General features: G+C 62.6%; 22 protein-coding genes and 1 other RNA gene. 19 read left to right on the plus strand and 4 right to left on the minus strand.

Going from position 1 to position 25,674, the window contains the following annotated elements; genetic code table 11:
* Entirely contained in the window at nucleotides 1-1,248 is a 1,248-nt protein-coding gene (locus C5J26_RS05140) for a DUF3419 family protein (protein WP_105400765.1), read from the minus strand.
* Nucleotides 1,249-1,414: 166 nt separating this feature from the next.
* On the opposite strand from C5J26_RS05140, the gene C5J26_RS05145 reads away from it, so the two are divergent.
* Nucleotides 1,415-2,767 carry a serine hydrolase gene (locus C5J26_RS05145; protein ID WP_105400968.1) on the plus strand — a complete coding sequence of 451 codons (1,353 nt, stop codon included), beginning with the start codon at nucleotides 1,415-1,417 and terminating at the stop codon, nucleotides 2,765-2,767.
* Between the two features lie 41 nt (nucleotides 2,768-2,808).
* On the opposite strand, the gene C5J26_RS05150 is transcribed toward C5J26_RS05145, so the two are convergent.
* The 3 genes from C5J26_RS05150 to C5J26_RS05160 form a co-directional block, all read right to left on the minus strand.
* Complete coding sequence (locus tag C5J26_RS05150) at nucleotides 2,809-3,924, minus strand: transglycosylase SLT domain-containing protein (protein WP_245441079.1); 1,116 nt, start codon at nucleotides 3,922-3,924, stop codon at nucleotides 2,809-2,811.
* A 101-nt stretch (nucleotides 3,925-4,025) separates the two neighbouring features.
* Nucleotides 4,026-4,661, minus strand: coding sequence for a LysE family translocator (locus C5J26_RS05155; protein WP_105400766.1), 636 nt, complete (start codon nucleotides 4,659-4,661; stop codon nucleotides 4,026-4,028).
* A gap of 50 nt (nucleotides 4,662-4,711) precedes the next feature.
* A complete protein-coding gene (locus C5J26_RS05160) occupies nucleotides 4,712-5,923 on the minus strand; it encodes a pyrophosphate--fructose-6-phosphate 1-phosphotransferase (RefSeq protein ID WP_105400767.1) in 1,212 nt (403 codons plus the stop codon).
* A 327-nt stretch (nucleotides 5,924-6,250) separates the two neighbouring features.
* On the opposite strand from C5J26_RS05160, the gene C5J26_RS05165 reads away from it, so the two are divergent.
* The 18 genes from C5J26_RS05165 to aqpZ all read left to right on the plus strand — a co-directional run bounded on the left by C5J26_RS05165 (nucleotide 6,251) and on the right by aqpZ (nucleotide 25,625).
* Nucleotides 6,251-7,000 (plus strand): DnaJ family molecular chaperone, encoded by a 750-nt coding sequence (locus C5J26_RS05165; RefSeq protein ID WP_172723835.1) that lies wholly within the window; start codon nucleotides 6,251-6,253, stop codon nucleotides 6,998-7,000.
* A complete protein-coding gene (locus C5J26_RS05170; protein ID WP_105400768.1) occupies nucleotides 6,997-7,758 on the plus strand; it encodes an N-acetylmuramoyl-L-alanine amidase in 762 nt (253 codons plus the stop codon). The genes C5J26_RS05165 and C5J26_RS05170 overlap by 4 nt, the downstream gene beginning before the upstream one ends.
* 243 nt (nucleotides 7,759-8,001) lie before the next feature.
* Nucleotides 8,002-8,598, plus strand: a complete 597-nt coding sequence (locus tag C5J26_RS05175; protein ID WP_105400769.1) for a lytic transglycosylase domain-containing protein — start codon at nucleotides 8,002-8,004, stop codon at nucleotides 8,596-8,598.
* A gap of 67 nt (nucleotides 8,599-8,665) precedes the next feature.
* On the plus strand, nucleotides 8,666-9,856 hold the full coding sequence (locus C5J26_RS05180) for an FAD-binding oxidoreductase (RefSeq protein ID WP_105400971.1): 1,191 nt from the start codon (nucleotides 8,666-8,668) through the stop codon (nucleotides 9,854-9,856).
* A 70-nt stretch (nucleotides 9,857-9,926) separates the two neighbouring features.
* Nucleotides 9,927-10,361, plus strand: an RNA gene (gene rnpB / locus C5J26_RS05185) — RNase P RNA component class A.
* A 449-nt stretch (nucleotides 10,362-10,810) separates the two neighbouring features.
* Complete coding sequence (gene mraZ / locus C5J26_RS05190; protein WP_245441105.1) at nucleotides 10,811-11,245, plus strand: division/cell wall cluster transcriptional repressor MraZ; 435 nt, start codon at nucleotides 10,811-10,813, stop codon at nucleotides 11,243-11,245.
* A 14-nt stretch (nucleotides 11,246-11,259) separates the two neighbouring features.
* Nucleotides 11,260-12,285: a 16S rRNA (cytosine(1402)-N(4))-methyltransferase RsmH gene (gene rsmH / locus C5J26_RS05195; RefSeq protein ID WP_105400771.1), complete on the plus strand. Its 1,026-nt coding sequence runs from the start codon at nucleotides 11,260-11,262 to the stop codon at nucleotides 12,283-12,285.
* Nucleotides 12,286-12,288: 3 nt separating this feature from the next.
* On the plus strand, nucleotides 12,289-12,750 hold the full coding sequence (locus tag C5J26_RS05200) for a hypothetical protein (RefSeq protein WP_105400772.1): 462 nt from the start codon (nucleotides 12,289-12,291) through the stop codon (nucleotides 12,748-12,750).
* On the plus strand, nucleotides 12,750-14,492 hold the full coding sequence (locus C5J26_RS05205) for a penicillin-binding protein 2 (RefSeq protein WP_105400773.1): 1,743 nt from the start codon (nucleotides 12,750-12,752) through the stop codon (nucleotides 14,490-14,492). Before C5J26_RS05200 ends, C5J26_RS05205 begins: the two co-directional genes overlap by 1 nt.
* Nucleotides 14,493-14,551: 59 nt before the next feature.
* Nucleotides 14,552-16,012 carry a UDP-N-acetylmuramoyl-L-alanyl-D-glutamate--2,6-diaminopimelate ligase gene (locus C5J26_RS05210; protein ID WP_105400972.1) on the plus strand — a complete coding sequence of 487 codons (1,461 nt, stop codon included), beginning with the start codon at nucleotides 14,552-14,554 and terminating at the stop codon, nucleotides 16,010-16,012.
* Entirely contained in the window at nucleotides 16,009-17,439 is a 1,431-nt protein-coding gene (locus C5J26_RS05215; RefSeq protein WP_105400774.1) for a UDP-N-acetylmuramoylalanyl-D-glutamyl-2,6-diaminopimelate--D-alanyl-D-alanine ligase, read from the plus strand. The genes C5J26_RS05210 and C5J26_RS05215 overlap by 4 nt, the downstream gene beginning before the upstream one ends.
* Before the next feature lie 30 nt (nucleotides 17,440-17,469).
* Nucleotides 17,470-18,573 carry a phospho-N-acetylmuramoyl-pentapeptide-transferase gene (gene mraY / locus C5J26_RS05220; protein ID WP_046633517.1) on the plus strand — a complete coding sequence of 368 codons (1,104 nt, stop codon included), beginning with the start codon at nucleotides 17,470-17,472 and terminating at the stop codon, nucleotides 18,571-18,573.
* Between the two features lie 7 nt (nucleotides 18,574-18,580).
* A complete protein-coding gene (murD, locus tag C5J26_RS05225; RefSeq protein WP_105400775.1) occupies nucleotides 18,581-19,978 on the plus strand; it encodes a UDP-N-acetylmuramoyl-L-alanine--D-glutamate ligase in 1,398 nt (465 codons plus the stop codon).
* Between the two features lie 25 nt (nucleotides 19,979-20,003).
* Nucleotides 20,004-21,158, plus strand: a complete 1,155-nt coding sequence (ftsW, locus tag C5J26_RS05230) for a putative lipid II flippase FtsW (protein WP_046633521.1) — start codon at nucleotides 20,004-20,006, stop codon at nucleotides 21,156-21,158.
* Between the two features lie 7 nt (nucleotides 21,159-21,165).
* Nucleotides 21,166-22,290 (plus strand): undecaprenyldiphospho-muramoylpentapeptide beta-N-acetylglucosaminyltransferase, encoded by a 1,125-nt coding sequence (gene murG, locus C5J26_RS05235; RefSeq protein WP_105400776.1) that lies wholly within the window; start codon nucleotides 21,166-21,168, stop codon nucleotides 22,288-22,290.
* Nucleotides 22,287-23,696 carry a UDP-N-acetylmuramate--L-alanine ligase gene (gene murC / locus C5J26_RS05240; protein ID WP_046633525.1) on the plus strand — a complete coding sequence of 470 codons (1,410 nt, stop codon included), beginning with the start codon at nucleotides 22,287-22,289 and terminating at the stop codon, nucleotides 23,694-23,696. Before murG ends, murC begins: the two co-directional genes overlap by 4 nt.
* A 3-nt stretch (nucleotides 23,697-23,699) precedes the next feature.
* Entirely contained in the window at nucleotides 23,700-24,674 is a 975-nt protein-coding gene (gene murB, locus C5J26_RS05245) for a UDP-N-acetylmuramate dehydrogenase (protein WP_105400777.1), read from the plus strand.
* Nucleotides 24,675-24,923: 249 nt separating this feature from the next.
* Nucleotides 24,924-25,625 carry an aquaporin Z gene (gene aqpZ, locus C5J26_RS05250; protein ID WP_105400778.1) on the plus strand — a complete coding sequence of 234 codons (702 nt, stop codon included), beginning with the start codon at nucleotides 24,924-24,926 and terminating at the stop codon, nucleotides 25,623-25,625.
* Nucleotides 25,626-25,674: the final 49 nt, after the last annotated feature.

Raw genomic sequence — 25,674 nt, forward strand, 5'->3', positions numbered from 1 at the left:
TCAGGCTTTTTTCACATAGATGTGGAAACCGCCGTAAATTGCCGAGCGGTCTTCCAAGTTGAGTTCGTTGGAGCGCTCTTCCAGATAGGACCACTGGTCGAAAAGGGCCGGGGAAAGGCGACCGTCGAGCACGCTCTTTTCGGCCGCCGTGCGGAAGATCACGCGGGCACCGGGCGCGGCCGTGCGGCTGATTTCCGACCAGACGTCGTTCAATTGCTCGTCCGTCATCCAATCCTGCGCGTCGAGCAGGACGTAGCGATCGACCGAACCGGCGGACTTCTGGGCCAGCAGTTCCGTGAAGCTGGCATGGTGGACCGTGACGCGCTCGGCATTGTCGCGGATGGCGCGGTAGTTTTCAGCCTTGAGATAGGTCGGCAGCGTGCCTTCCTCCGGCTTCGGATAACGTCGCATAAAGGCCTGCCAGGCGAAATAGTTGTCGCGCAGCGGGAAATGGCAGGCGAGCTTTTCGAGGCGCTGGCGCAGGACCGGCGCGATCGATCCGTCCGAGGCGAGGCTCGCCAACTCGTCATATTGCTGCGGCGGAATGCCGAGGCCGAACAGCGAACTCTTGCGGCTGGTGATCCAGCGGATCAGCGGCCTGTCGAACAGCGGAGCGATGCGATCGTCGAAGAACTGGCGCTGTTCGCGCAACGATTTGGCGTCGGCCATTTGGGTGAGGTCGATGCCATGCAGGCGGGCGATCAGGTGGCCGGCGCCGATGAAGCGGCCGAGCAGGCCTGTCTTGTAGATATTGCGGTCGAACACTTCGATCCGGCGGCGGCCGGCGAGGGTGCGCTTGTCCCAGTAGGCGCGGGTCGCGGCATCGAGGTTCGGCGCGATGAACGCATCGTAGCTCTTGCTGTTGGTACGGATGCCGTCCATGCCGAAGTGGCGCACGACATCGCCATGGCCGGGCAGGTGGTGGAAGGCTGCGAGCTTCAGGCGGTTCAGCGCGACGTGATGCGGGTTCAGGTCGACGACGTCGATCTTCTTCGGCGAGCGGGACAGATAGGCCAGCATGTTGCAGCCGCCGGAACCGATGGTGACGATCGAATGCTCGCCGGAAAGCTCCATGGCGGTCATGTCGACTTCCGGGTCTTCCCAGATCTGCGGATAGACGAGACCGGAGAACAGGAGGCCGAAAAGCCTTTCTGAGAAACCCTGCCGGGATAGAGCTTTATGCTGCAGAAGGGCGTCCTTCAGCTTCTGGTTTTTCCGAAAACCGGCTTCCTGTGCAATATCCGCCATGGTCGAGTCCCGCTTTGTCCAGAGTTTCAGCGCGTGTAAACCTGTCATGCTACAGATTGATGACGCCGCCTGTGGCCAGTCCCTCGATCGGCCCCACGCGGCCGAACAACCCCTTCCTTGGCGTCGAGAATCCTGATTGCATGCGGCCCTTGAAATGGAGGCAGGCATGCGGTTGTTGGTGCGGTTCGTGAAAATCCTCTGCGGCGTCATCGTCGTCGGCCTGATCGGGCTCGGGATCTGGCTCTATACATCGCCGCCGGAACTGCTGAGGGTCGGAAGCGGCTATTCGGCCAAGATGGTCTGCTCGAACGTCTTCCTTGCCGGCCGCGACAGCAGCGAGGTCCTCGCCGTCGACGTGCAGGCTCCGGGTCACCCGCTTCTGAAATTGATGCGGGTCTCCGTCGATCGAACGGAGAAACGGGTTCATGCCGCGCTGCTCGGCATTTTTGCCGGCAATGACGCGGTCTATCGCGACGGGCTCGGCTGCGCCGTGGTCCCCGACGGTACGCCGGCCGCTGTTGCCGGCGTTCCGGTGCCTGCCGTTACGTCAGTCGATCCATCCGCGCTTTGGCCGGAAGGCGGAAAAGTCGAATCCGATCCGTCGGTTGTGCGGCTTCTTTCAGATGCGGGTCTTGCCGGTCCGGGCCTTCGGGCGGTGGTCGTGGTCAAGCGGGGACGGATTGTCGGCGAGACCTATTCGACCGGTTTTTCCAAGGATACGCCGCTGCTCGGTTGGTCGATGACCAAGACCGTGAATGCTGCGATCCTCGGCACGCTCATTCGAGACGGAAAGCTCTCACTGGAGGACAAGGGCCTGTTCCCGCAATGGCAGGGCAACCAGCGCGGCGATATCCGGATTGCCGACCTCGCCGCCATGGAAAGCGGGCTTGCCTTCAACGAGAACTACGGCACGGTGGCGGATGTCACCCGCATGCTCTATATCGAGCCGGACATGGCGAACTTCGCGGCCGACCAGCCGCTGGAGGCCGACCCCGGCACGCGGTTCGGTTATTCTTCCGGCACGGCCGTGATGCTCTCGAAAATCTGGATGGACCGGATCGGCGACAGGGCCGCGGCGCTGTCCTATCCCCGCAACGCGCTGTTCGGCCCGCTCGGCATGGAAAGCGCCGTCATGGAGACCGATGCGGCAGGCACCTTCGTCGGCAGCTCGTATATGTATGCGACCGCCCGCGACTGGGCCCGGATCGGGCTGCTGCTTGCGCGGGACGGCGTGTGGAACGGCAACCGGATCCTGCCGCAAGGTTTCGTCACCCTGATGCACCAGGCCAATGCCACGTCGAACGGCCGTTATTCGAAAATGCAGACATGGCTGCCGGGCAAGAATAATCCGGACATCCCGGCGGATGCGTTTTTCCTGCAGGGGCATGATGGGCAGACCATCACGGTCATCCCGTCGCTCGATCTGGTGGTGGTGCGGCTCGGGCTGACGCCGAGCTGGAACCGTTACGATCCGACCCGGCTGGTCGCCGAGGTGGTGAAAGCAACAACGGCGCCCTGAGGCGCCGCTGAACATTTTCTATCAAGGCACTTTCAGCCCGGCTATTTCTCGAGGACGTCCAGCATGTTCTTGCGTTTGGCGTCGTAATAATAGCCGCGCGCATAGAGCTTGATGGCGTTGTCGTTTCTGTTGTCGGCGACAAGCCAGGCGCCGCGCAGATATTTGATCGCGTATTTGAGATTGGTCTCGGCATCGAGCAGGCCGGCCGGTGGGCCTTCGTAGCCCATCGACTTGGCGGTCGAATACTTGATCTGCATGAGGCCCCAGTAGCCGTTCTTGTGATAGGCCTTGGGATCGTACTTGCTTTCCCGATGCACGACGCGGTGCACCAGCGATTCCGGCACGCCGTACATGCCCGCATAGCGCTTGATGAGCTTGCTCAATTCCGGCGGCGCACCGGTGGCCGTGGACGGCATCGGCTCGCCGGGAGCCGGCGGGAATTCCACGGCGGACAAGGCGGCAACGGCTCTCGGCTGCGCTGCATAGGCAAGCGTCGCAGTGTCCGGGCGCGGGGTCGGCACGACGGTCTGAAGCGCGACCATGTCCGGTGTCAGTTCCCGTTCGTCCAGCGCGATCGCCGGAGCTGCCGCCGGCTGGATCCTGCCTTCGCTGACCGCCGGTGCGATCGGCGGCGACACGAGGCGTCCGCCCTTTGGCGTGGCAAGGTTCGCCGGCTGGGTCGACGCGAGAATCGTCGATGTGGTCGGAGCAACGGGCGGCGGCATCATCGCTGGCCCGGGCGCGGGGGCGAAAGCGACGAGCGGCGCCATGATGGGCGATGCCATTGCGGCGGACTGAACGGACATCGCATCGGCGGCGGCCGGCACCGGAACGGGAAGTCTTGCGGTCTTGGCGAGCGCCACGGTCGGCTGCGTGCCGACCGTCTGGGCGACCGAGGCGACCTGAACTCCCGGAGGGGTCATCTGGCCTGCAGTCTGAGCCTGTCCGTTTAACGGGAGATCGGATCTGTACTGGATAGTCGTCTGGCCATCTGCGGAGGCCGTCTGGGCAGGTCCGGTCGCCTGGCCGCTGGTCGGGGCAACCGTCTGTGTCGTTGCAAGCTTCTGCTCGCGCTCGACACTCGAACATCCGGCCAGAACCGAAGAAACGGCGCACGCCACAACCGTCCCGCGGCCGAGGAATCGGATTATCGCCATTGGGTCGCTTTCATGAAAAATGGTTACCCCAGTCCGCCCAAACGCCACCAAAAGAGTGTTTTGATTAACCTATTGGGCAGCGTCCGACAAGATGGCGAGCGTCAGGCTGCGATCCGGCGATAGCCGGCTGTGACCGCGCGCCGCGAAATGAAGCGCGTCTGGGGCTTGCGTGAGGCGGAGTTGAAATTGGCGGGCCGCCGCCTGCGGTTGAGCACGCGGCGCGGAAAAAGCACGTGAATCCCGGCTCCAAGCGCGGCGCAGATGAGGAAGGTCGCCTGCATTTCGAGAAGCTGGGGCAGGAGGGAGCGGTCGGGATCGACGAACTGGGCGAGCACGGCTGCAAGAACGACGGCATAACGCGCCCGGAAGGCGGATTTGCCGAACAGGCATCCGAAGATCCGCGCTGCCCGACATTCGGGAAGATTGTCGTTATCGGCAATCGGGCCGGAGATTCGTGGATCCTGGTAGGACCAGATCACATAGAGCATCAGATAACCGAGCCCTGCCCAGGAGATCACGTCGATGAGCTTGGGAAGATAGACGGCGATCAGGGCCATGGGGATCATCGCCACGATCAGGGCCGCCGACATTCCCACGGCAAGCCCCGGGACCGTCGCGATCGCCGTGCGGCGACCGCGCTGGAGAGAGAAGCTGGCAGTCAGACAAGCGATAGGGCTCGGAAGGAGGGCGAGAAAGATCGCGGTCGCAGCAAAAGCGAGCCAGATGTCAGCCGTCATTCCATTTCCTCCCGGACGCCTGTTGAGCGGCGCCCGCTAGTTTTCTTGTCTCAAGCCGTTTCGAAGGGCTGGCCGATATGGTCCATCACTTCGCCGAACCATTTTGCAGTCAGATCGAAATGTTTTCCACCCTTGATTCTGGGAAATTCGATCGTGCGCAGTTTTCCGCCCTGATCCTCGTCGTGGCCGGTCACGCCCGAGACCTTGTTCAATGCGCTTTCGACGGCGAGATCGACCATGCCCTGGATGAGCCGCAGGTCCTGGCCGTTTGCCGGCGCCGAGCGGGCGAAGTAGCCGGATTTCTGCACCATGGAGCGATCGGCGCCGATCAGCGCCGCGAACTGCTTCTGGAACCAGCCGCCGACATTGATCGTGTCAATCTTAACATGGCCGAACGCGTCGCGCTTGATCGATTCGCCTGCCGCTTCCCGTTCGGCGACGATCGTATCGAGACCGGCACCTTCCGACACGAACAAGGTTACGAAACCGCGCTTGTCCATGACGTCCTTGAGGCGTGCGGCCTCCTTTTCGAGGTCGAAGGCCATCTCCGGCAGGTAGACACCGTCGATGTTCTTCATCGCGCTGTTCATCATGAAGCCCTCGACATATTCGTTGCCTTTGGTCTTCTGAATATAGGCCCGTGCAGTCGCGGCGGTAAGCCAGCCGCAGTGACGTCCCATCACTTCGTGAATCACAAATGTGCGAGGAGCGGCACTCTGCTCGTTCGAAACGTTGTCGAAGAAAGAGGCGCCGACTTCGGCAGCCGTCCAGGCGCCGAGCGACTGGCGGATCGGCACGATATCGTTGTCGACGGTCTTCGGCAGGCCGACGACGGTCAGGTCGTAGCCATTGGCGCCGAGATAGGCTGCGAGGTCGGCGGCCGTCGTGTTGGTGTCGTCGCCGCCGATCGTGTGGAGGATGGTGATCCCATCGGCCGCCAACCGCTCGGCGGCAACGCGAAGCGGGTTCTCCCCTTCCTTGACGAGGCCGCGCTTGACGCAGTCTGCGGCATTGGTGAGCTTGACGCGGCTATTGCCGATCGGCGAGCCGCCGTAGCGGTGCAGCAGATGGGCCTTTTCGCGCATGTCATTGGTGATTTCGATGCGGTCGCCGAGCAGAACGCCCTGATAACCGGAACGGTAGGCGACCATCTCGATATCCGGCGCGACGTCGTTGTAGCGCTCAATCAGGCCGCCGACGGCGGAAGACAGGCAAGGCGCGAGGCCCCCTGCGGTCAGCATTGCTACTTTCTGTTTGGCCATCGATCCTCCTTGACGCGCATGCTCGCGTACAGTTCAAAACCGCTGGAATGGATGCGACAGAGACAGGCCCCTGTAAAGTGAATTTCTCAAGAAAAACCGCAGCTTCGACTTCTCGGTGCAGGAGAGCCTAATATAATCGATTCAACTGCCGCAGCCCCTTCGTCCCGCCTGTGGAAAAAGAGTTTTGGAGGCTTTCCAATTGTCCCGAAGTGCAGGGTCACCTGTCTGTGAGCGCCGGTGATTGTTCGGAAAACATGAACATAGTTTAATCTAAGACGGACCGTTGGTCGCCTTGCAATCCCAATTATAATCTGGTCCACTGCGCTCATGATCTGGGATTTTGCCTGCCTTCACTTTTCTTCCCTTTGGGAACGGCTTCTCGGCGCCATGGGCGACGCGGCCGGGAACGCGCTCGGCCGTGTCATCGAGGTGATCCGCACGACGTTCGAGGGTGATCCGGAAACACGCCGGCAGGTGTCTTTCTCGGTCGCAATCATCGCGCTGTCGGCCAAGATGGCGAAGGCTGACGGTATCGTCAGCGAGGCCGAGGTCAAGGCCTTTCAGCAGATATTCGATTTTCCCGACGAGGAAGCCCGCAACGTCGCGCGCCTCTATAACCTCGCGCGCCAAGATGTCGCGGGCTACGAAGCCTATGCGACGAAGCTCGCCGGCTTGTGCAGCCCGGGCGCGGGCAAGGCTGCAAATTGCCCGATGCTGGAAAACGTCGTCGACGGGCTGTTCCACATCGCCAAGGCGGACGGCCTGGTGCACGAGGCGGAGCTTGCCTTCCTTTTCCGTATCGCCGAAATCTTCCGTATCGACGAGGGGCATTTCCGCCGCATCATGGCGCGACACGTGCATCTCGACGGACGAGACCCCTATCTTGTGCTCGGCGTTTCGCCGGAAGACGATTTCGCAAAGATCCGCAAGCAGTACCGCTCGCTGGTGTCCGAACATCACCCGGACCGTCTGATCGCCCGCGGCGTTCCGGCTTCGCTGCATGCCGCTGCCAATGAGCGCATGGCCGCGCTCAATGCCGCCTATGCGGCGATCGAGAAAGAGCGCCGCGCCGCATGATGCCGTTTTACGCCGACTATGCCGGCGCGACGGTAAGGCCTTCCCCCAATCACGGCGAGCGCGCCGGCGGGCGCAGGCCCGACATGATTATCCTTCATTACACAGGCATGCCGATCGGCGACCAGGCGCTTTCCTGGCTCTGCAACGAGGAGAGCCAGGTCTCGAGCCACTATTTCGTCCACGAGGACGGGGGCGTGGTGCAGCTTGTGCCGGAGGATCGCCGTGCCTGGCACGCCGGCAAGAGCTCCTGGGCCGGCGAGACCGACATCAATTCCTGTTCGATCGGCATCGAGATCGCCAATCCAGGCCATCCCGGTGGCCTGCCGGACTATCCGTCCGCGCAGATCCAAGCCGTCGTCGAATTGTGTCGCGATTGCGGCCAAAGGTGGCAAATCCGACCGGAAAGAGTGCTTGGACATTCCGATGTCGCCCCTATCCGCAAGGTCGATCCGGGCGAAAATTTCCCTTGGGAAAAGTTGTACCTTGACGGGATAGGTCATTGGATCGATCCAGCGCAAATCCGTGGCGGACGGTTTTTCCAGTTCGGCGAGAGCGGCCAGCCTATCGAGGCCCTGCAGTCGATGCTGTCACTCTATGGCTACGGAATTGAAATCACGGGAAATTTCTGCGAGCGCACGAAGGGCGTGGTCGAGGCGTTCCAGCGTCATTTCAGGCCGCAGTTGGTCGACGGGATCGCCGATTTCTCCACGATCGACACGCTTCATCGGCTGCTCAAGTCCTTGCCAAAATTCAATTAATACGGGCGCCGCGCCGGTCGTTTGGGCCTGCGTCGAAATCGCAAAATTTTGCAGTGCCACATCATCTCCTTATTAGCCCGGTCTAAAGGACCCGCTAACGGCAGCCGCCATGTTGGACGGGGGTTGCAGAGATAAACGACCAGGATTCGTGAAAACATCGCGCCGTCAATCCGGCGACGCGCTGAGAGGGTGTTTGCGTAACGACACCCGCGATTCCTGTTGGTCCGGAGACACTTCACCTACATGAATATTATGATTGTTGCTGCCGCGGCGGGCCTTGCCATGCTGGTCGCGGGAACCGAACTCGTGCGTGCTGAGGACGACGCCGTCACCACCTACACCAAAGCGCTCATCATTCCATGGGAAACGCGCGAAACCGGTTTTGCAGCGCCCACTGACGAAGCCAGGCGCCTGGTTCGGCAGCTTCATTATACCCAGCTGATCTCGAAATATGCGGACGAATACGATGTTCCTGAAGAGCTTGCGCTGGCGGTGGTGCAGATCGAGAGCAACTTCCGCCCGACCGTCAAGGGCAGTGCGGGCGAGATCGGGCTGATGCAGATCAAGCCGGCGACGGCGAGGCTGATGGGTTACCGCGGGCCGGACTACGGCCTCTACGATCCGGAGACGAATATCCGCTACGGTATGAAATACCTGGCCGGCGCGCATGAACTCGGCGGCGGCAAGATCTGCGGCACCATCCTCAAATACAATGCCGGCCACGGCGCCAAGCGCATGAACCCGGTTTCCAAGCGCTATTGCAACCGGGTGCAGGCGGTGATCGAGACCGCTGAGCAGACGGCCGAACAGACTGCGTCGCTTTCGCCTGTGGCATTTTGATTCCGAAAACGGCTAGAAGTGCTTCTGACAGAAGACATTTCGGCCGGTGGAATCGAAAGGCGAGGGCATGACGGAGCGGTTCAGATTTATCGTGATCGGGAGGGGCATGATGGGCGCTGCGGCTGCCCGCTACCTCTCGAAATGGACCGACGGTATTGCGTTGGTCGGTCCCGGTGAGCCGGCGGACTACGGGCGCCATGAAGGCGTCTTTGCCAGCCACTACGACGAGGCGCGCATCACCCGGACGATCGATCCCGATCCCGTGTGGGCGCGCCTCGCCAACCGTTCGATCGAACGTTACGGCGAGATCGCCCGCGAAAGCGGCTTGGATTTCTATTCCGAGTCTGGCTGCCTGCTGGTCGGCCCCAAGCACGGCGAGGGACCTTCCTATGTCGCGAACGTCCTCGATGCGGCAGGCAAGCTCGGTGTTTCGACCGAGACGCTGTCGAATCTCGATCTTGCCGATCGGTTCGGCTTCTTCTCGTTCCCGCAGGCGAGCGAGGGTGTCTGGGAGCCCAGGAATGCCGGGCACATCAATCCGCGCCGGTTGGTGAAGGCCCAGGCTCTGATCGCCGAACGCCAGGGCACGGCAATTATTCCCGAAACGGTTTCCTCGGTGCGACAGGATGGCGATCAGGTCACCGTCACGACCAGCGAGGGCAACAGCTATGTTGCCGAAAAAGTGCTGGTCGCAGCCGGAGGTTTTTCGATCAACGAACGGCTGCTCGGCGCACGCCTCGACCTCAGCGTCTATGCCCGCACTGTCGCCTTCTTCGAGGTCGACGAGGCCACCATGGACATCTGGGGCAGGGTGCCTTCGCTGATCTGGAAATGGCGCGAGGGCGAGGACGGCATCTATCTCCTTCCGCCGGTGCGGTATCCCGATGGCAAGATCTATCTGAAGATCGGCGGCGATCCGGATGATCTGCTGCTGCCGACCGAGCCGGACATCCGCGCCTGGTTCCGCTCGGGCGGACGGGAAAGTACCAGGGCGCGGCTTGCCGAGATCATGACGCGGCTGATGCCGGAACTCGACCTCTCCCGCTCGTCGATGGCGGCCTGCGTCACCTCGTTCACGGCGACCGGATATCCGGCAATCGCCATGACGCAAGCCTCCCGAATCGGCATCCTCAGCGGCGGCTGCGGGGCGGCGGCGAAGAGTTCCGACGAGATCGGCCGGCTCGGCGCCGAGCTGATCTTCCATGGGAAAATCCGGGACGAAGCCTATTCGACGGATTTCCGGGCGGATTATCTCTAAGCCGATTATCTCCGGCCTGATTACTTCTCGCCTATGGCTTTCGCTCTCCATCTCGGTTATGGACCGCCTGCCAGTTGGCCGGGCAGCCGCGCTTTACCAATGCCGAAAGGCGGTAAGGTGAGGAAAGTCCGGGCTCCACGGAAACACGGTGCCGGATAACGTCCGGCGGGGGCGACCCTAGGGAAAGTGCCACAGAAAGGAAACCGCCCCGCTTGCTGTACCGCTTTCGACAAAGCGGCAGAGCTGGCGGGGTAAGGGTGAAAGGGTGGGGTAAGAGCCCACCGCGCTTCTGGTAACAGCGGCGGCAAGGTAAACCCCACCGGGAGCAAGACCGAATAGGGATGACACGGGCCGCGTGAAAGCGTGGCTACAGCCTGTTTCCGGGCCAGTCATCCGGGTGGGTTGCGTGAGGCGACATGCAAATGTCGTCCCAGATGAATGGCTGCCACGTTCCGGTGCTTGCACCGGGGCCATACAGAACCCGGCTTACAGGCCAACTGGCGTTTACCTCCTCTCGCCGTCGCGATTCTGTCTGCGCCCTTGGCGAGGGAGAGACGTCCTGCGGCCGCTTTTTGCGGTGCAGCGTTTATATCAGGAGTTTCGAAAGCTCCTTTGTTTGTCGGAGCTTAACAAGTGTCCACAGTTCACTTGTCGGACACTGCCGAGGCGGTTTCTTCACTCCTTCCGATAACTCTTTGTTAAACTTAACAGCTTATAAATAAATCCCATCTGGGAGTGGCTAGCGGGGCTTCTCCCATTGACGCCCATATGGTCCCATGGTATCCCAAAATCGCACTGCACAAGGGCGAATGAGCGCCCGCCAACCCCTGAGTTTCGGTCGTCCTACGGCCGGGCGGTTATCCGCCCATCCGGGCGGCGAAGCTGTGTTTGGTGTTGTGTCAACGGGTGGACGGGCTTCCGTCCTGAACCATAACGGAGCGGATGTTTGGCGTGATGAGCCGCTTCCTGTCGAATGCGACGAACAGGATCGATGCGAAGGGACGGGTCTCTGTTCCGGCGAGTTTTCGTTCGGTTCTTTCGGAGCGCGGGATCCAGGAGCTTTATTGCCTCCAGGATTTCACCTATCCGGCGATCAGCGTCGGCGGGCCGGATCTGCTCGATCGTTACGAGCGGCAGATCGCTTCCGTCGATCCGTTTTCGCCGGAAGCGAACCGGATGTCGCTGCTTGTACACGGTGGCGGCGTCTTCATGAGGCTCGATGCGGAGGGCCGGCTGATGGTCACGGATTTCATCCGCGACTTCACGGGAATCAGCTCGGACGTTACATTCGTTGGGCGCTCGGATCATTTTCAACTTTGGCAGCCGCAGGCGTTCCACGAGGCGCAGGCGGTGGCGAGAGAGGGGCGCTTCGGTTCGCGTCCCGCGTAAGACAGGGGAACGGAATGGCGGCGAATCCAGGCGACGGAACAACCGAGCCCGAAGGCGGACCGGTTCGTCACATTCCGGTTCTTCTGAAAGAAGTTCTGGAGGCACTCGAGCCTCGGGCCGGCAAGGTCATTCTCGACGGTACGTTCGGGGCGGGCGGTTATACATCCGCCATTCTTGCCGCCGAAGCCGAAGTGATCGCGCTCGATCGCGACCCGAATGCGATTGCCGCCGGCAAGGCGCTTGCCGATGCCCATAAAGGCCGCCTCCACCTCATTCAATCGCAGTTCTCCAGTCTTGCCGACCACGCGCCGGAAGGCGGGCTCGATGGCGTCGTGCTCGATATCGGCGTCTCCTCGATGCAGATCGACGAGGCTGATCGCGGCTTTTCCTTCCAACGCAACGGACCGCTCGACATGCGCATGTCGGCGAGCGGCGTCTCCGCAGCGGATGTCGTCAATCGCGCCAAGGTCGGCGATCTCACCCGCATCTTCGGTTTCCTCGGTGAGGAAAAGCACTCGGGCCGTATCGCCCGCGCCATCGAGAAGCGTCGCCTGACTGAACCCTTCACCACGACGCGCGAACTCGCCAACCTCATCGAGACGGTCAATCCGCGCAAGGCCAAGGACAAGATCCATCCGGCGACCCGCGTCTTCCAGGCGCTGCGTGTCTTCGTCAATGACGAGCTCGGCGAGCTTGCTCAGGCGCTGTTTGCCGCCGAGCGAGCGTTGAAGCCCGGCGGTCGGCTGGTCGTCGTCACCTTCCATTCGCTGGAAGACCGGATCGTCAAGCAGTTCTTCGCCGATCGTTCCGGGAAGGCCTCCGGCTCGCGCCACCTGCCGATGGTCGAGGCAAAGCCCGCGATCTTCGAGCCGCTCGGCAAGTCGATGATCTCGGCGAGCGATGAGGAGGCGGAACTCAATCCGCGCGCCCGTTCCGCCAAGCTTCGCGCCGGGGTCAGGACGGAAGCTCCGCCACGGTCAGCCGACATCTCCATTTTCGATCTGCCCGATCTCGCCAGCCTTGCAAAGATGGGAGCCTGATACATGCTGCGTAGCTTCGATCTTGTCCTGATCGGCGTGATGACGGCAGCGGCCGTCGTCACCTATTCGATCAAGCACCGCGCCGACGAGAAGCTCAGCGAAGTTCGCCGGCTGGAGTCGGAAATCAAGTTGGAGAAAGACACGATCGATCTCCTGAAGGCGGACTGGGCTCTGCTGACCCAGCCGAACCGACTGCACCGGCTAATCAACGTCTACAGTTCCGAGCTGGCACTGGCTCCCACGGAGACGACGCAGCTTGCGATGCCGAAGGAACTGCCGATGCCCAAGGCCCGGCTTCCGCAGCCCGAGACCACGATCGAGGACATCATCGCCGGAAAGAACAGCGAGGTTGCCGCCGCGCTGAAGGGGGTTGCCGCCGCCAAGGCCAAGCCCGCCGCCAAAATTCCCGTGCCGCAGCGGCGCGGTCCCATCGAAGTCATTTCCACAGGATCGGTGAAACGCTGATGTCTTTCCTGTCCCGCATCATGATCGTCAAGAGCCGCGCGCATTTCTCCTCCGGCAGCCGTGGCCGCGGCTCCGAGAAGGCCTCCTTCGAGGGGACCCGCAAGCGCAAGTCCGCCCAGGCGAAAAACCGCGTCGGCCTGCTGATCGCCGGTTTCACGGTCTTCTACTGCGTCGTCGGTGGCCGGCTGATGCAATATGGGGTCGCGCAGCCGCTGACGACGTCGAGCATCCTGCCGGCGGACCGCCTTCTGGCGTCGCGCCCCGACCTCGTCGACCGCAACGGCGCGGTTCTGGCGACCGACATCCGCACCGTTTCGCTGTTTGCCGAGCCCAACAAGATCGTTGATGCCGACGAGGCGATCGAGAAGCTCTCGACGGTTCTGAACGACCTCGACGTCAAGGGCACCTATTCGAAGCTGACCTCGAACTCGCGTTTCCAGTGGCTGCGCCGCCAGTTGACGCCGAAGCAGCAGAGCCAGATCCTGGCGCTCGGCATTCCGGGCATCGGTTTTCGGCCCGAGAAACGCCGTTTCTATCCGGGCGGCCCTACCGCCGCGCATGTCGTCGGTTACGTCAATATCGACAACCGCGGCGTTGCCGGCATGGAGCGTTACGTCGACAATCAGGGGCTTGCCGATCTCGCGGCCGTCGGCATGACTTCCAGCCAGCCGCTGGAGCCGGTCAAGCTGTCCATCGACCTGCGTGTCCAGTCGATCGTCCGCGACGTCGTGTCCGAGGCGATCAGCAAGTACCGGTCCATCGGCGCCGGCGCGGTCGTTCTCGATGTCCATACCGGCGAAATCGTCGCCATGGCGTCCGCGCCCGATTTCGATCCCAACAATCCGGCCGAAGGCGGCGAGGAGGGATGGTTCAACCGCATGTCGAACGGCACGTTCGAAATGGGCTCGACCTTCAAGTCCTTCACGATCGCCATGGGCCTCGACTCCGGCAAGGTGAACCTTCAGAGCACGTTCGACGCCCGGTTCCCGATCCGCATCGGCGGCTTCACGATCAAGGATTTCCACGGCAAGGGGCGTGTGCTGAGCGTGCCGGAAATCTTCCAGTATTCGTCCAACATCGGCACCGCCAAGATTGCCGATACAGTCGGCATCGAAGGCCACAAGGATTTCCTGACCAAGCTCGGCCTGCTGACCAAAATGCACACGGAGCTTCCGGAAGTCGCCTCTCCGAGCCAGCCGCGCGAATGGAAGAAAATCAATTCGGTCACCATTTCCTTCGGCCACGGTGTATCGACGACGCCGTTGCAGACGGCGGTTGCCGGTGCGGCGCTCGTCAACGGCGGAAAATACATCCCGCCGACCTTCTTGCCGCGCAATCGAGCGGAGGCCGACAAGATCGCGACCCAGGTGCTCAAGCCCTCGACCAGCAAGGACATGCGCTTCCTGTTCGAATGGAACGGCGCCAACGGATCGGGCCGGAATGCGCGCGTCGCGGGCTTCAACGTCGGCGGCAAGACGGGTACGGCGGACAAGGTGGTCAACGGACGTTACGCCCATGACAAGAACTTCAACGCCTTCCTCGCGGCCTTCCCGATGGACAATCCGCAATACGTCGTCTTGACGTTCTGCGACGAACCCAAGACCGACAAGGGCAACGGCGCGGCTCTTGCCGCGACGTCCGCCGCTCCGATGGTCAAGGAGATCATCACCCGCGCCGCGCCGATTCTGGGTGTAAAGCCGAAATTCGGCAATGACGGTTCTGCCCTGCTTGTGTCTTATTGAGCGATAACAACTTGAGCGGACGATTCGAGGGGACGACGCTCAGAATGGACGATCAACCGATGAAATTGCGAGAACTCGCCGGACAGGATTTCCCGGAAATAGCCGACCTGATGGCCGGGCCTGCAGGCGATCTCGAGGTGACCGGGCTTACTTCCGACAGCCGGAAGGTAACCCCGGGCATGCTCTTTGCGGCACTCGCAGGCACCAAGGCGGACGGTTCGAGCTATATCGGCGATGCCGCCGCCCGCGGCGCGGCCGCGGCGATTGCAGGGCATTCGGCGGAAGCGGGCATTCCGGTTCTTGCCGTCTCCAATCCGCGCCGGCTCCTGGCACTGGCGGCCGCCCGTTTCTACCATGCGCAGCCGGAAACCATGGTTGCCGTCACCGGCACCGCCGGCAAGACCTCCGTTGCCTCGTTCACCCGCCAGATCTGGGCGCATGCCGGCCATGCCGCGGCACAGATCGGCACGACCGGCGTCGTCTCGCCCACCCGCAACGACTACGGAACGCTGACCACGCCGGATCCGGTCGACTTGCAGCAGCTGCTGGCGGAACTGGCTGCCGAAGGCGTTACCCATGCCGCCATGGAGGCTTCCAGCCATGGCCTCGACCAGAGCCGGATCGACGGCGTGCGTCTTTCCGCCGCCGGCTTCACCAATCTCGGCCGTGACCACATGGACTACCATCCGACGATCGAAAGCTACATGGCCACCAAGATGCGGCTCTTCGATACGCTGATGCCGAAAGGCTCGCCGGCCGTCATCTTCGCCGACGACGCCTGGTCGGAAGAGGCGATACGAGTGGCGACGGTTGCCGATCTCGAAGTCCGCACCGTCGGCCGAAAGGGCGATTATCTGTGCCTCAAGCGCGTCGAGCATTTCCGGCACAAGCAGATGGCCGAGATCCACATCGGCGACCAGATTTTTGAAGTCGATATTCCGCTTACCGGTGATTTCCAGGTGGCGAACGCGCTGGTCGCGGCAGGACTTGCGATGTCGACCGGGGTTCCGGCTGCCGTTGCCATGGCCGCGCTCGAAAAGCTGGTAGGCGCCTCGGGTCGTCTCGAGCTGATCGGCCAGACAAAAGCCGGCGCGCTCGCCTATGTGGATTATGCCCACAAGCCGGACGCGCTGGAAAACGTGCTGACCTCCGTGCGCCCGTTCACGACCGGGCGGGTCATCGTGGTGTTCGGCTGCGGCGGCGACCGCGACAAGGGCAAGCGGCCGATCATGGGTGACGTGGCGACGCGGCTTGCCGATATCGTCATCGTCACCGACGACAATCCGCGTTCCGAGGTTCCCGAGGTGATCCGTTCCGAGATCATGGCGGCGGCTCCGGGCGCAATCGAGATCGGCGACCGGGCCAAGGCGATCCGCCAGGCAGTCAATATGCTGCGGGCCGGCGATACGCTGATCGTCGCGGGCAAGGGCCATGAACACGGCCAGACGATCGGCACGACGGTCCTGCCGTTTTCCGATCACGTCGAAGTCCGCAAGGCACTGGAGGAGATGAAATCGTGAGCTGGCTATGGACCTCCGAGGATTTGACGTCTGCCATGGGCGGCCGGCCGATCGGTGCGCTTCCGGCGGGCATCACCGGCATCTCGATCGACAGCCGTTCCATCGGCCAGGACGAGGCTTTTTTCGCTATCAAGGGCGATCGCGTCGACGGTCATGACTATGCAAGTCTCGCGGTTGCCAACGGTGCGACGCTGATCGTCGTCAACGAGGCGAAATTGCCCGCGCTCGGCAAATTGACGGTGCCGATGATCGTGGTGGAGGACGTTCTCGCCGCTCTTGGCAAATTGGCGCTTGCGGCGCGTGACCGCAGCAGGGCCCGTATCGTCGCGGTGACCGGTTCGGTCGGCAAGACCACCACCAAGGAGATGCTGCGCCATGCGCTTGCGCCTTCCGGAAAGGTGCATGCCGCCGTCGCGTCCTTCAACAATCACTGGGGCGTACCGCTGACACTCGCCCGCATGCCGGCCGATACCGATTTCGGGGTCTTCGAGATCGGCATGAACCATCCCGACGAGATCCGCCCCCTGGTCAAGATGGTGCGCCCGCATGTGGCGATCATCACCACGATCGCCGCTGCCCATCTCGGTCATTTCAAGAACCTCGAGGAAATTGCAGCCGCCAAGGCCGAGATCTTCGAAGGCCTGGAGCCGGGCGGTTCGGCGGTCCTCAACCGCGACATCAAGCAGTTCGGCTTTCTTCAGAAAAAGGCGCAGGAGGCGGGTGTCTCGCACATCCATACCTTCGGCCAGCACGCCAAGGCGGATTTCCGGCTGGCGGATTTCGAAGGCAACGGGGAAAACTCGGTCGTCTGGGCGGTGCTGAACGGCGAGACCTCGGAAGTCCATATCGGTGCTCCCGGTCGCCATATCGCCGAGAACGCCATGGCGGTCCTCGGCGCCTGCCTGCTGGTCGGCGCGGACATGGCTGGTGCCATGGCGGCGCTTGCGGGGCTGAAGCCGGTCAAGGGCAGGGGCGAGCGCCACCGCCTCGGCATTGGCGAGGGCCATCTGACCCTGATCGACGAGAGCTACAACGCCAACCCTGCCTCGATGCGGGCGGGGATCGCGCTCCTGGCGGCGGCGACGCCGGAACTGACCGGCCGGCGTATCGCGGTCCTCGGCGACATGCTGGAAATGGGTGGGTTTTCCGCCAAGGTGCACGAGGAGCTGGCAGGTCCGCTGCTCGCCGCCGGTATCGAACATGTCTGGCTGGCGGGTGCGGAAATGACGGCGCTGCGCGACGCGCTGCCCGACAGCGTCGACGTGCAATATTACGAAAAAACCGCGGATCTCGCCGATTTCGTGGTGCGCTCGGTGATCCCCGGCGACGTGGTGATGGTGAAATCCTCGCTTGGCATCGGTTTCGGCAAGATCGTGGCCGCGCTTATTGACAACTATCCGGCATTCTCCGACACGGAACGCCACTAATTGAGACGCGGCTTCTAGAAAGGGCGCTGAATGCTGATCTGGCTTGTGGAACTGGCGGACAAAGTCCAATTTTTCAACCTGTTCCGGTACATCACCTTCAGGACGGGCGCTGCGCTCTTTACGTCTGCGCTGATCGTCTTCCTGTTCGGGCCGATGATCATCGCATCGCTTCGCCTGCGTCAGGGCAAGGGACAGCCGATCCGTGCCGACGGGCCGCAGACCCATTTCAAGAAGGCCGGCACGCCGACCATGGGCGGGCTGATGATTCTCGCCGGCATCGTCGGCGGCTCGCTGCTCTGGGCCGACCTTTCCAACGTCTACGTGGTGGCTACTTTGCTCGTCACGCTGGGTTTCGGCGCGATCGGCTTCTATGACGACTATCTGAAAGTCACCAAGCAGACCGACAAGGGCTTTTCCGGCAAGGCCCGCCTCGGCATCGAGTTCGTGATCGCGGGAATTGCGGTCTTCTTCATGATGCGGGTGGCTCTCGCCACCGGCCAGTCGAGCAATCCGACGCTCGGCACCTCGGTCGCCTTCCCGTTCTTCAAGGACCTGTTCATCAATCTCGGCGTCTTTTTCGTGCTGTTCGGCGGTTTCGTCATCGTGGCGGCCGGCAATGCGGTGAACCTGACGGACGGGCTCGACGGGCTCGCCATCGTGCCGGTCATGATCGCCGCGGCTTCCTTCGGCGTCATTGCCTATCTCGCCGGCAACGCGGTGTTTGCGGGATACCTGCAGATCAATTTCGTGCCAGGCACCGGGGAGCTCGCCGTCATTCTCGGAGCGGTGATCGGAGCGGGCCTCGGCTTCCTCTGGTTCAACGCCCCGCCGGCCGCCATCTTCATGGGCGATACCGGATCGCTGGCACTCGGCGGCCTGATCGGTTCGGTCGCGGTTGCCACCAAACACGAGATCGTCATGGCAATCGTCGGTGGCCTGTTCGTCATGGAGACGCTGTCGGTGATCATCCAGGTCGGCTTCTTCAAGATGACCGGCCGGCGCGTCTTCCTGATGGCGCCGATCCATCACCATTTCGAAAAACTCGGCTGGACGGAAAGCCAGGTAGTGATCCGTTTCTGGATCATTGCCGTCGGCCTTGCCATGCTCGGCCTTTCGACGCTCAAGCTGCGGTGACACGGCGATGATCGCGGTCACCACATTCAAGGACAAGCCGGTCGCGCTGTTCGGCCTCGGCGGCTCGGGGCTGGCCACGGCCAGGGCCTTGGTTGCCGGCGGCGCGAAGGTGGTCGCCTGGGACGACAATCCCGACAGCGTTGCCAAGGCGGCGGCCGATGGCATCGCGACCGCCGATCTGCGCGGTATCGACTGGTCTGTCCAGGCCGCCTTCGTGCTGTCGCCGGGCGTGCCGCTCACCCACCCGAAACCACATTGGAGCGTCGACCTCGCCCGGTCTGCCGGCGTCGAGATCATCGGCGATGTCGAGCTTTTCGTTCGCGAGCGTCGGGCGCATGCGCCGGATTGCCCGTTCATCGCCATTACCGGCACCAACGGCAAGTCGACGACCACGGCGCTGATCGCCCATATCCTCACGACGAGCGGCCGCGATACCCAGCTCGGCGGCAATATCGGCACGGCGATCCTGACGCTCGATCCGCCGACGGCGGAGCGTTATTTCGTCGTCGAATGCTCGTCTTACCAGATCGATCTGGCGCCGACGCTCAACCCGACCGCCGGCATCCTGCTCAACCTGACGCCTGATCATCTCGACCGCCACGGCACCATGCAGCATTATGCCGACGTCAAGGAACGGCTGGTTGCCGGTAGCGGCACGGCCGTGATCGGCGTCGACGATTCGTTCTGCGCCCTGATTGCCGACCGCGTCGAGCGGGCCGGTGTCGCGGTCAAGCGGATTTCCAAGCGGGTCGTCGTTGCCGACGGCCTCTATGCCGAGGGCAGCCGGATCATTGAGGCGCATGGCGGCGCGGCGTCGCTGCTTGCCGATCTCGACGGTATCGAGACCCTCAAGGGCAGCCACAACGCCCAGAACGCGGCGGCGGCTATCGCCGCCTGCCTGGCGGTCGGCGTGTCGCGGGACGAGATCCGGGCGGGACTGAAATCCTTTCCCGGTCTGAAGCATCGAATGCAGCCGGTCGGTCGCCGGGGTCAGGTCGTGTTCGTCAACGATTCGAAGGCGACCAACGCGGATGCGGCAGCGCCGGCGCTCTCCAGCTACGACCGCATCTACTGGATTGCCGGCGGCCTGCCGAAGGAGGGCGGCATAGTCAGCCTCGCTCCACTCTTCCCGCGTATCGTCAAGGCCTATCTGATCGGAGAAGCCGCACCGGCATTCGCGGCGACGCTTGGCGAGGCGGTGCCCTACGAGATTTCGGGCACGCTCGAAAAGGCGGTCGCGCACGCAGCGGCGGATGCAGGAGCCGATACGACGCCGTCCGCGGTGATGTTGTCGCCGGCCTGCGCCAGCTTCGATCAGTTCAAGAATTTCGAGATTCGCGGCGATGCCTTTGTCGGCCATGTCGCGGGTCTCGACGGCGTCACGATGTTGGTCGATTTAGATTGATCGAGACGGAAAAGGGGAACGACAGATGGTAAGCCGCGCAGACCGTGGGCCGCTCGCAGACTGGTTCTGGACGATCGACCGTTTCTTCCTCGTCGCCTTCGTTTTGCTGATGGGCGTCGGTTTCATGCTCTCCTTCGCGGCATCGCCGGCGGTCGCCGAGCGTATCGGCCTCAACAGCTTCCACTTCGTCGAGCGTCACGCGCTGTTCCTGCTGCCGTCGCTGGTGGTGATGGTCGGCCTGTCCTTCCTGACGCCGCGGCAGGTGCGGCGGACCGCGATCGTCCTTTTGATCATCTCGCTGACGCTGATGGTGCTGGCGCTGTTCTTCGGCGTCGAGGTCAAGGGATCGCGGCGCTGGATCGGCGTCGGAATGTTCTCGATCCAGCCGTCGGAATTCATGAAACCGGCCTTCGTCGTCGTCTGCGCCTGGCTGTTTGCCGAGCACGCGCGGCAGCCGGAAATCCCCGGCAATCTCTTCGCCATCATCCTGTTCGGCATCGTCGCGGCGCTGCTCGTCGCCCAGCCCGACCTTGGCCAGACCATTTTGACCAGCGTCGTCTGGGGCGGCATGTTCTTCATGGCCGGCATGCCCTGGCTGTGGATCGTGCTGCTCGGCGGCGTCGGTGCGGGCGGCATCGTCACCGCCTATTACATGCTGCCGCACGTGACTGCCCGCTTCGACAAGTTCCTGACCGGCGAGGGCGACCGCTTCCAGATCGAGACGGCGCATGAAGCGATCCTGCAGGGCGGCTGGTTCGGGCAGGGGCCTGGCGAGGGCATCGTCAAGCGCATCCTGCCGGACAGCCACACGGACTTCGTGTTCTCCGTTGCAGCCGAAGAATTCGGCATTATCTTCTGTATGGCACTTGTGGCGATCTTCGCCTTCATCGTGCTGCGCGGCCTGAACCACGCCTTCAAGGAGCGCAACGACTTCAACCGGTTCGCGGTCGCTGGCCTCGTGCTGCAGATCGGCATGCAGTCGCTCATCAATATCGGCGTCAATCTCGAACTCATGCCGGCCAAGGGCATGACGCTCCCCTTGATCTCCTATGGCGGCTCCTCGATGATCGCGATCTGCATCACTGCAGGCTTCATCCTGGCGCTGACCCGCCATCGTCCGGAGAAACGAGCGCAAGAGCGGAGCCTGTTCCGGGTCGCCCAGGGCGTACCCGCGGAGTAAAAGTCGAATGACCAAGGGCATCATATTGCTTGCCGCTGGGGGAACCGGCGGTCATGTGTTTCCGGCGGAAGCGCTGGGACACGAACTGAAGGCGCGCGGTTATTCCGTGCATCTCGTCACCGACAGCCGGGCCGAGCGTTATGCCGGCACGTTTCCGGCCGACGAAATCCATGTCGTTCCGTCCGCCACGTTCGGATCCAAGAACCCGGTCGCGCTTGCCCGCACCGGCTGGAAGCTGTGGACGGGCCTGCGGGCCGCGCGCCGCCTGATCGGCCGCCTGAAGCCGCTCGCCGTTGTCGGTTTCGGCGGTTATCCGACCGTGCCGCCGCTGATGGCCTCGACCGCCATGGGCGTGCCGACGATGATCCATGAACAGAACGCCGTGATGGGCCGCGCCAACAAGGCACTGGCCGCCAAGGTCCAGACGATCGCCGGCGGGTTCCTGCCGGAGGGCAGCGGTCCCTATGCGGACAAGACCGTCACGACGGGCAATCCGGTGCGTCCGGCCGTGCTTGCGGCCTCCAATATTCCCTATGTCGCCTCCCGCGGCGGCGATCCGTTCCGGCTGGTCGTGTTCGGCGGCAGCCAGGGCGCGCAGTTCTTCTCATCGGTGGTGCCGACGGCGCTCAGCCTGCTCGACCAGACCGAGCGCGATCGTGTCGTCGTTACCCAGCAGGCGCGTCCGGAAGACAAGGATCGGGTCAGCTCCTGCTTTGCAAAGCTCAAGGCACCCGCCGATATCTCGTCGTTCTTCTCGGACATGGCCGAACGGCTGGCGACGGCACATCTGGTCATCTGCCGCTCCGGTGCCTCGACGGTGTCGGAAATTGCGGTGATCGGCCGGCCGGCCATTCTCGTGCCTTACCCGCATGCTCTGGATCATGACCAGGCGGCCAATGCCGCGGCGCTGGTGGCGACCGGCGGTGCGAAAGTCGTGCCGCAGTCGGAGCTTTCACCGGAAAAGCTCGCCTCGATCATTTCGGGTGCGATGAAGGATCCGGATAAGCTCGAAAGAATGGCAGCGGCTGCCAAGTCCGCCGGACGGCCGAATGCAACCGGCCAGCTTGCGGATCTGGTCGTGGCGATCGCGGAGCGGAAATCGATTTCGGAATTCAAGGGAGTGCGCGCATGAAGATGCCGAAGGCCATAGGGCTCGTTCATTTCATCGGCATCGGCGGTATCGGCATGAGCGGTATCGCCGAGGTGCTGCATAATCTCGGCCACAAGGTCCAGGGATCCGACCAGGCCGACGGCGCCAATGTCCAGCGCCTGCGCGACAAGGGCATCCCGGTCTTCGTCGGCCACCAGGCCGAGAATATCGGCGATTCCGAGGTGGTCGTCGTCTCGACCGCGATCAAGAAGAACAATCCGGAGCTGATGGCCGCGCGCGAAAAATCGCTGCCGATCGTCCGCCGCGCCGAAATGCTCGCCGAGCTGATGCGCTTCCGCAATGCGATCGCCATCGGCGGCACACATGGCAAGACCACTACGACCTCGATGGTCGCCGCGCTGCTGGAGGCAGGCAGCCTCGACCCGACCGTCATCAACGGCGGCATCATCAACGCCTACGGCACCAATGCCCGCATGGGCGAGGGCGAGTGGATGGTGGTCGAGGCCGACGAATCGGACGGCACATTCCTGAAGCTGCCCGCCGATGTCGCCGTCGTCACCAATATCGATCCCGAACATCTCGACCATTACGGCAATTTCGACGCGGTGCGCGCCGCCTTCCGGCAGTTCGTCGAGAACGTGCCGTTCTACGGGTTCGGCGTGCTCTGCCTGGACCATCCGGAAGTGCAGGCGCTGGTCGGCCGTATCGAGGACCGCAAGATCGTCACCTATGGCGAAAACCCCCAGGCGGATGCGCGTTTCTCGAATGTCCGCATGGAAGGCACCAAGTCGATCTTCGACGTGGAAATCCGCCGCCGCCGCACCGGCCGGGTGTTCCAGTTCAAGGACCTGGCTCTGCCGATGCCCGGGCGCCACAACATTTCCAACGCCACTGCCGCGATCGCCGTCGCCAACCGGCTCGGCATTTCGGAAGAGGATATCCGCAAGGGGCTCGCCAACTTCAGCGGCGTCAAGCGGCGCTTTACCCTGACGGGGACATGGAACGGCGTTTCGATCTTCGACGACTACGGTCACCATCCGGTGGAGATCAAGGCCGTGCTGCGGGCAGCCCGCGAATCGTGCCAGGGCCGCATCATCGCGGTGCACCAGCCACATCGTTACACGCGTCTGTCGAGCCTCTTCGAGGATTTTGCCAATTGCTTCAACGATGCCGACAGCATCATCTTGGCGCCGGTCTACGCCGCCGGCGAGGAGCCGATCGAAGGTGCCAATTCTGAAACGCTGATTTCGCGCATCCGTTCGGGCGGCCATCGCGACGCAAGATACATGGCGTCGCCGACAGAACTCGCTTCGATTGTATCGGGCATTGCGAAGCCGGGTGATTTCGTGGTTCTTCTGGGAGCGGGCAATATCACACAGTGGGCCGCGGCGTTGCCGAAGGAACTGGAAAGCATATCGGGACAGTAGGAAATGAAACAGGTGAACGGGGAAAAGCTTCTGGCGTCGTTGGGGGATGACGTCGACAAACTGCGCGGAAGGCTGACGCCGGACGCGCCGATGGATCGCGTCACCTGGTTCCAGGCCGGCGGGCTCGCCGAACTGATGTTCCAGCCCCATGACGTCGACGATCTCGTGACTTTCCTGCAGATACTGCCGGAAGAGGTGCCGCTGACGGTGGTCGGCGTCGGTTCGAACCTGCTCGTCCGCGACGGAGGAATTCCCGGCGTGGTTCTACGCCTCTCGGCCAAGGGGTTCGGCGGGGTCGATCTCGTCGGCGACAACCGTATTAAGGCCGGCGCGATCTGCCCCGACAAGCACATTGCCGCAATGGCGATGGACAACGGCATCGGCGGTTTCGCCTTCTATTACGGCATCCCCGGCTCGATCGGCGGCGCTTTGCGCATGAATGCCGGCGCCAATGGCGGCGAGACGGCCGGACGCGTCGTCGAAGTGCATGCCGTCGACCGCAAGGGCGGCACGCATGTCTTCTCTACCGCCGAGATGGGTTACAGCTATCGCCATTCCTCGGTCCCGGAGGACATGATCTTTACCCACGCGGTCTTCGAGGGATATCCCGAGGAGCGGGCAAAGATTCGCGCCGAGATGGATGCCGTGCGTCAGCATCGCGAGACGGTGCAGCCGATCAAGGAAAAGACCGGCGGCTCGACCTTCAAGAACCCGGAAGGCCATTCCGCGTGGAAGCTGATCGACGAGGCAGGCTGCCGCGGGCTGGTCAGCGGCGGAGCACAGATGTCGTCGCTGCATTGCAACTTCATGATCAATATCGGTTATGCCAGCGGCTACGACCTCGAATATCTCGGCGAAACCATTCGCCAGCGGGTCTTCGAACATTCCGACATCAAGCTCGAATGGGAAATCAAGCGCCTCGGCATCTTCATGCCCGGCCGCGAGGTGAGACCCTTTCATGGCATGACAAGCGAATGACGGTACTCGACCGGGGTGAGGCAAAGGCCCCCGGTTGGCGGGTTATCTTGTAAATTTAAGACGTTGCAGCGGTCATCTCGTGTTTTGATTCAGTTGGATAGCGCCGGTGACGCCGGTGCAACCTTGGATATTTCACGAGATGCTTATTCATTGAGCATTCATGAGAGTATATTGCATAATACCCCTGTTTGAATGAGATTCGTGCCAAGAACCGGCAGGGTGCCGGGGGCACGAGCAGGGGGATATCCGATGTTTAAAAAATTAGCGGCCGAGTTTTTCGGCACTTTCTGGCTTGTCTTCGGTGGATGCGGCAGCGCGGTTCTGGCTGCTGCATTTCCGGATCTCGGTATCGGCTTCGTCGGCGTAGCGCTCGCGTTCGGCCTGACGGTGCTGACCATGGCCTATGCGGTCGGCGGTATTTCCGGTGGGCATTTCAATCCGGCGGTATCGGTGGGACTGACGGTGGCGGGCAGGTTCCCGGCATCAAGCCTGCTGCCTTATATCGTCGCTCAGGTGGTTGGGGCGGTCGTTGCTGCCCTGGTTCTCTATCTCATCGCCTCCGGCAAGGCTGGTTTCCAGCTCGGCGGCTTTGCGTCCAACGGCTATGGCGAGCATTCGCCCGGCGGTTATTCGTTGAACTCGGCGCTGTTGATAGAACTGGTTCTCACCGGTTTCTTCATCTTCATCATTCTGGGCGCGACGGGGCCGAAGGCGCCGGCCGGGTTTGCTCCGATCGCGATCGGCCTTGGGCTGACGCTGATCCATCTGATCTCGATCCCGGTCACCAACACATCCGTCAACCCGGCACGTTCAACCGGGGTCGCGCTGATCGTCGGGGACTGGGCTGTCGCACAGCTTTGGCTTTTCTGGGTTGCGCCGATCGTAGGCGCCGTCCTCGGCGCACTGGCGTGGAAGCTGGTGGACGATTCGGAAGAGCGGGCCGCGGCCTGATCTTTTCTTCCCGGTAAGAGAGCCCGCGAAGCCGCCCGCTTCGCGGGCT

The sequence above is a fragment of the Neorhizobium sp. T7_12 genome (assembly GCF_002968535.1).
Classification (GTDB): Bacteria; Pseudomonadota; Alphaproteobacteria; order Rhizobiales; family Rhizobiaceae; genus Neorhizobium; species Neorhizobium tomejilense.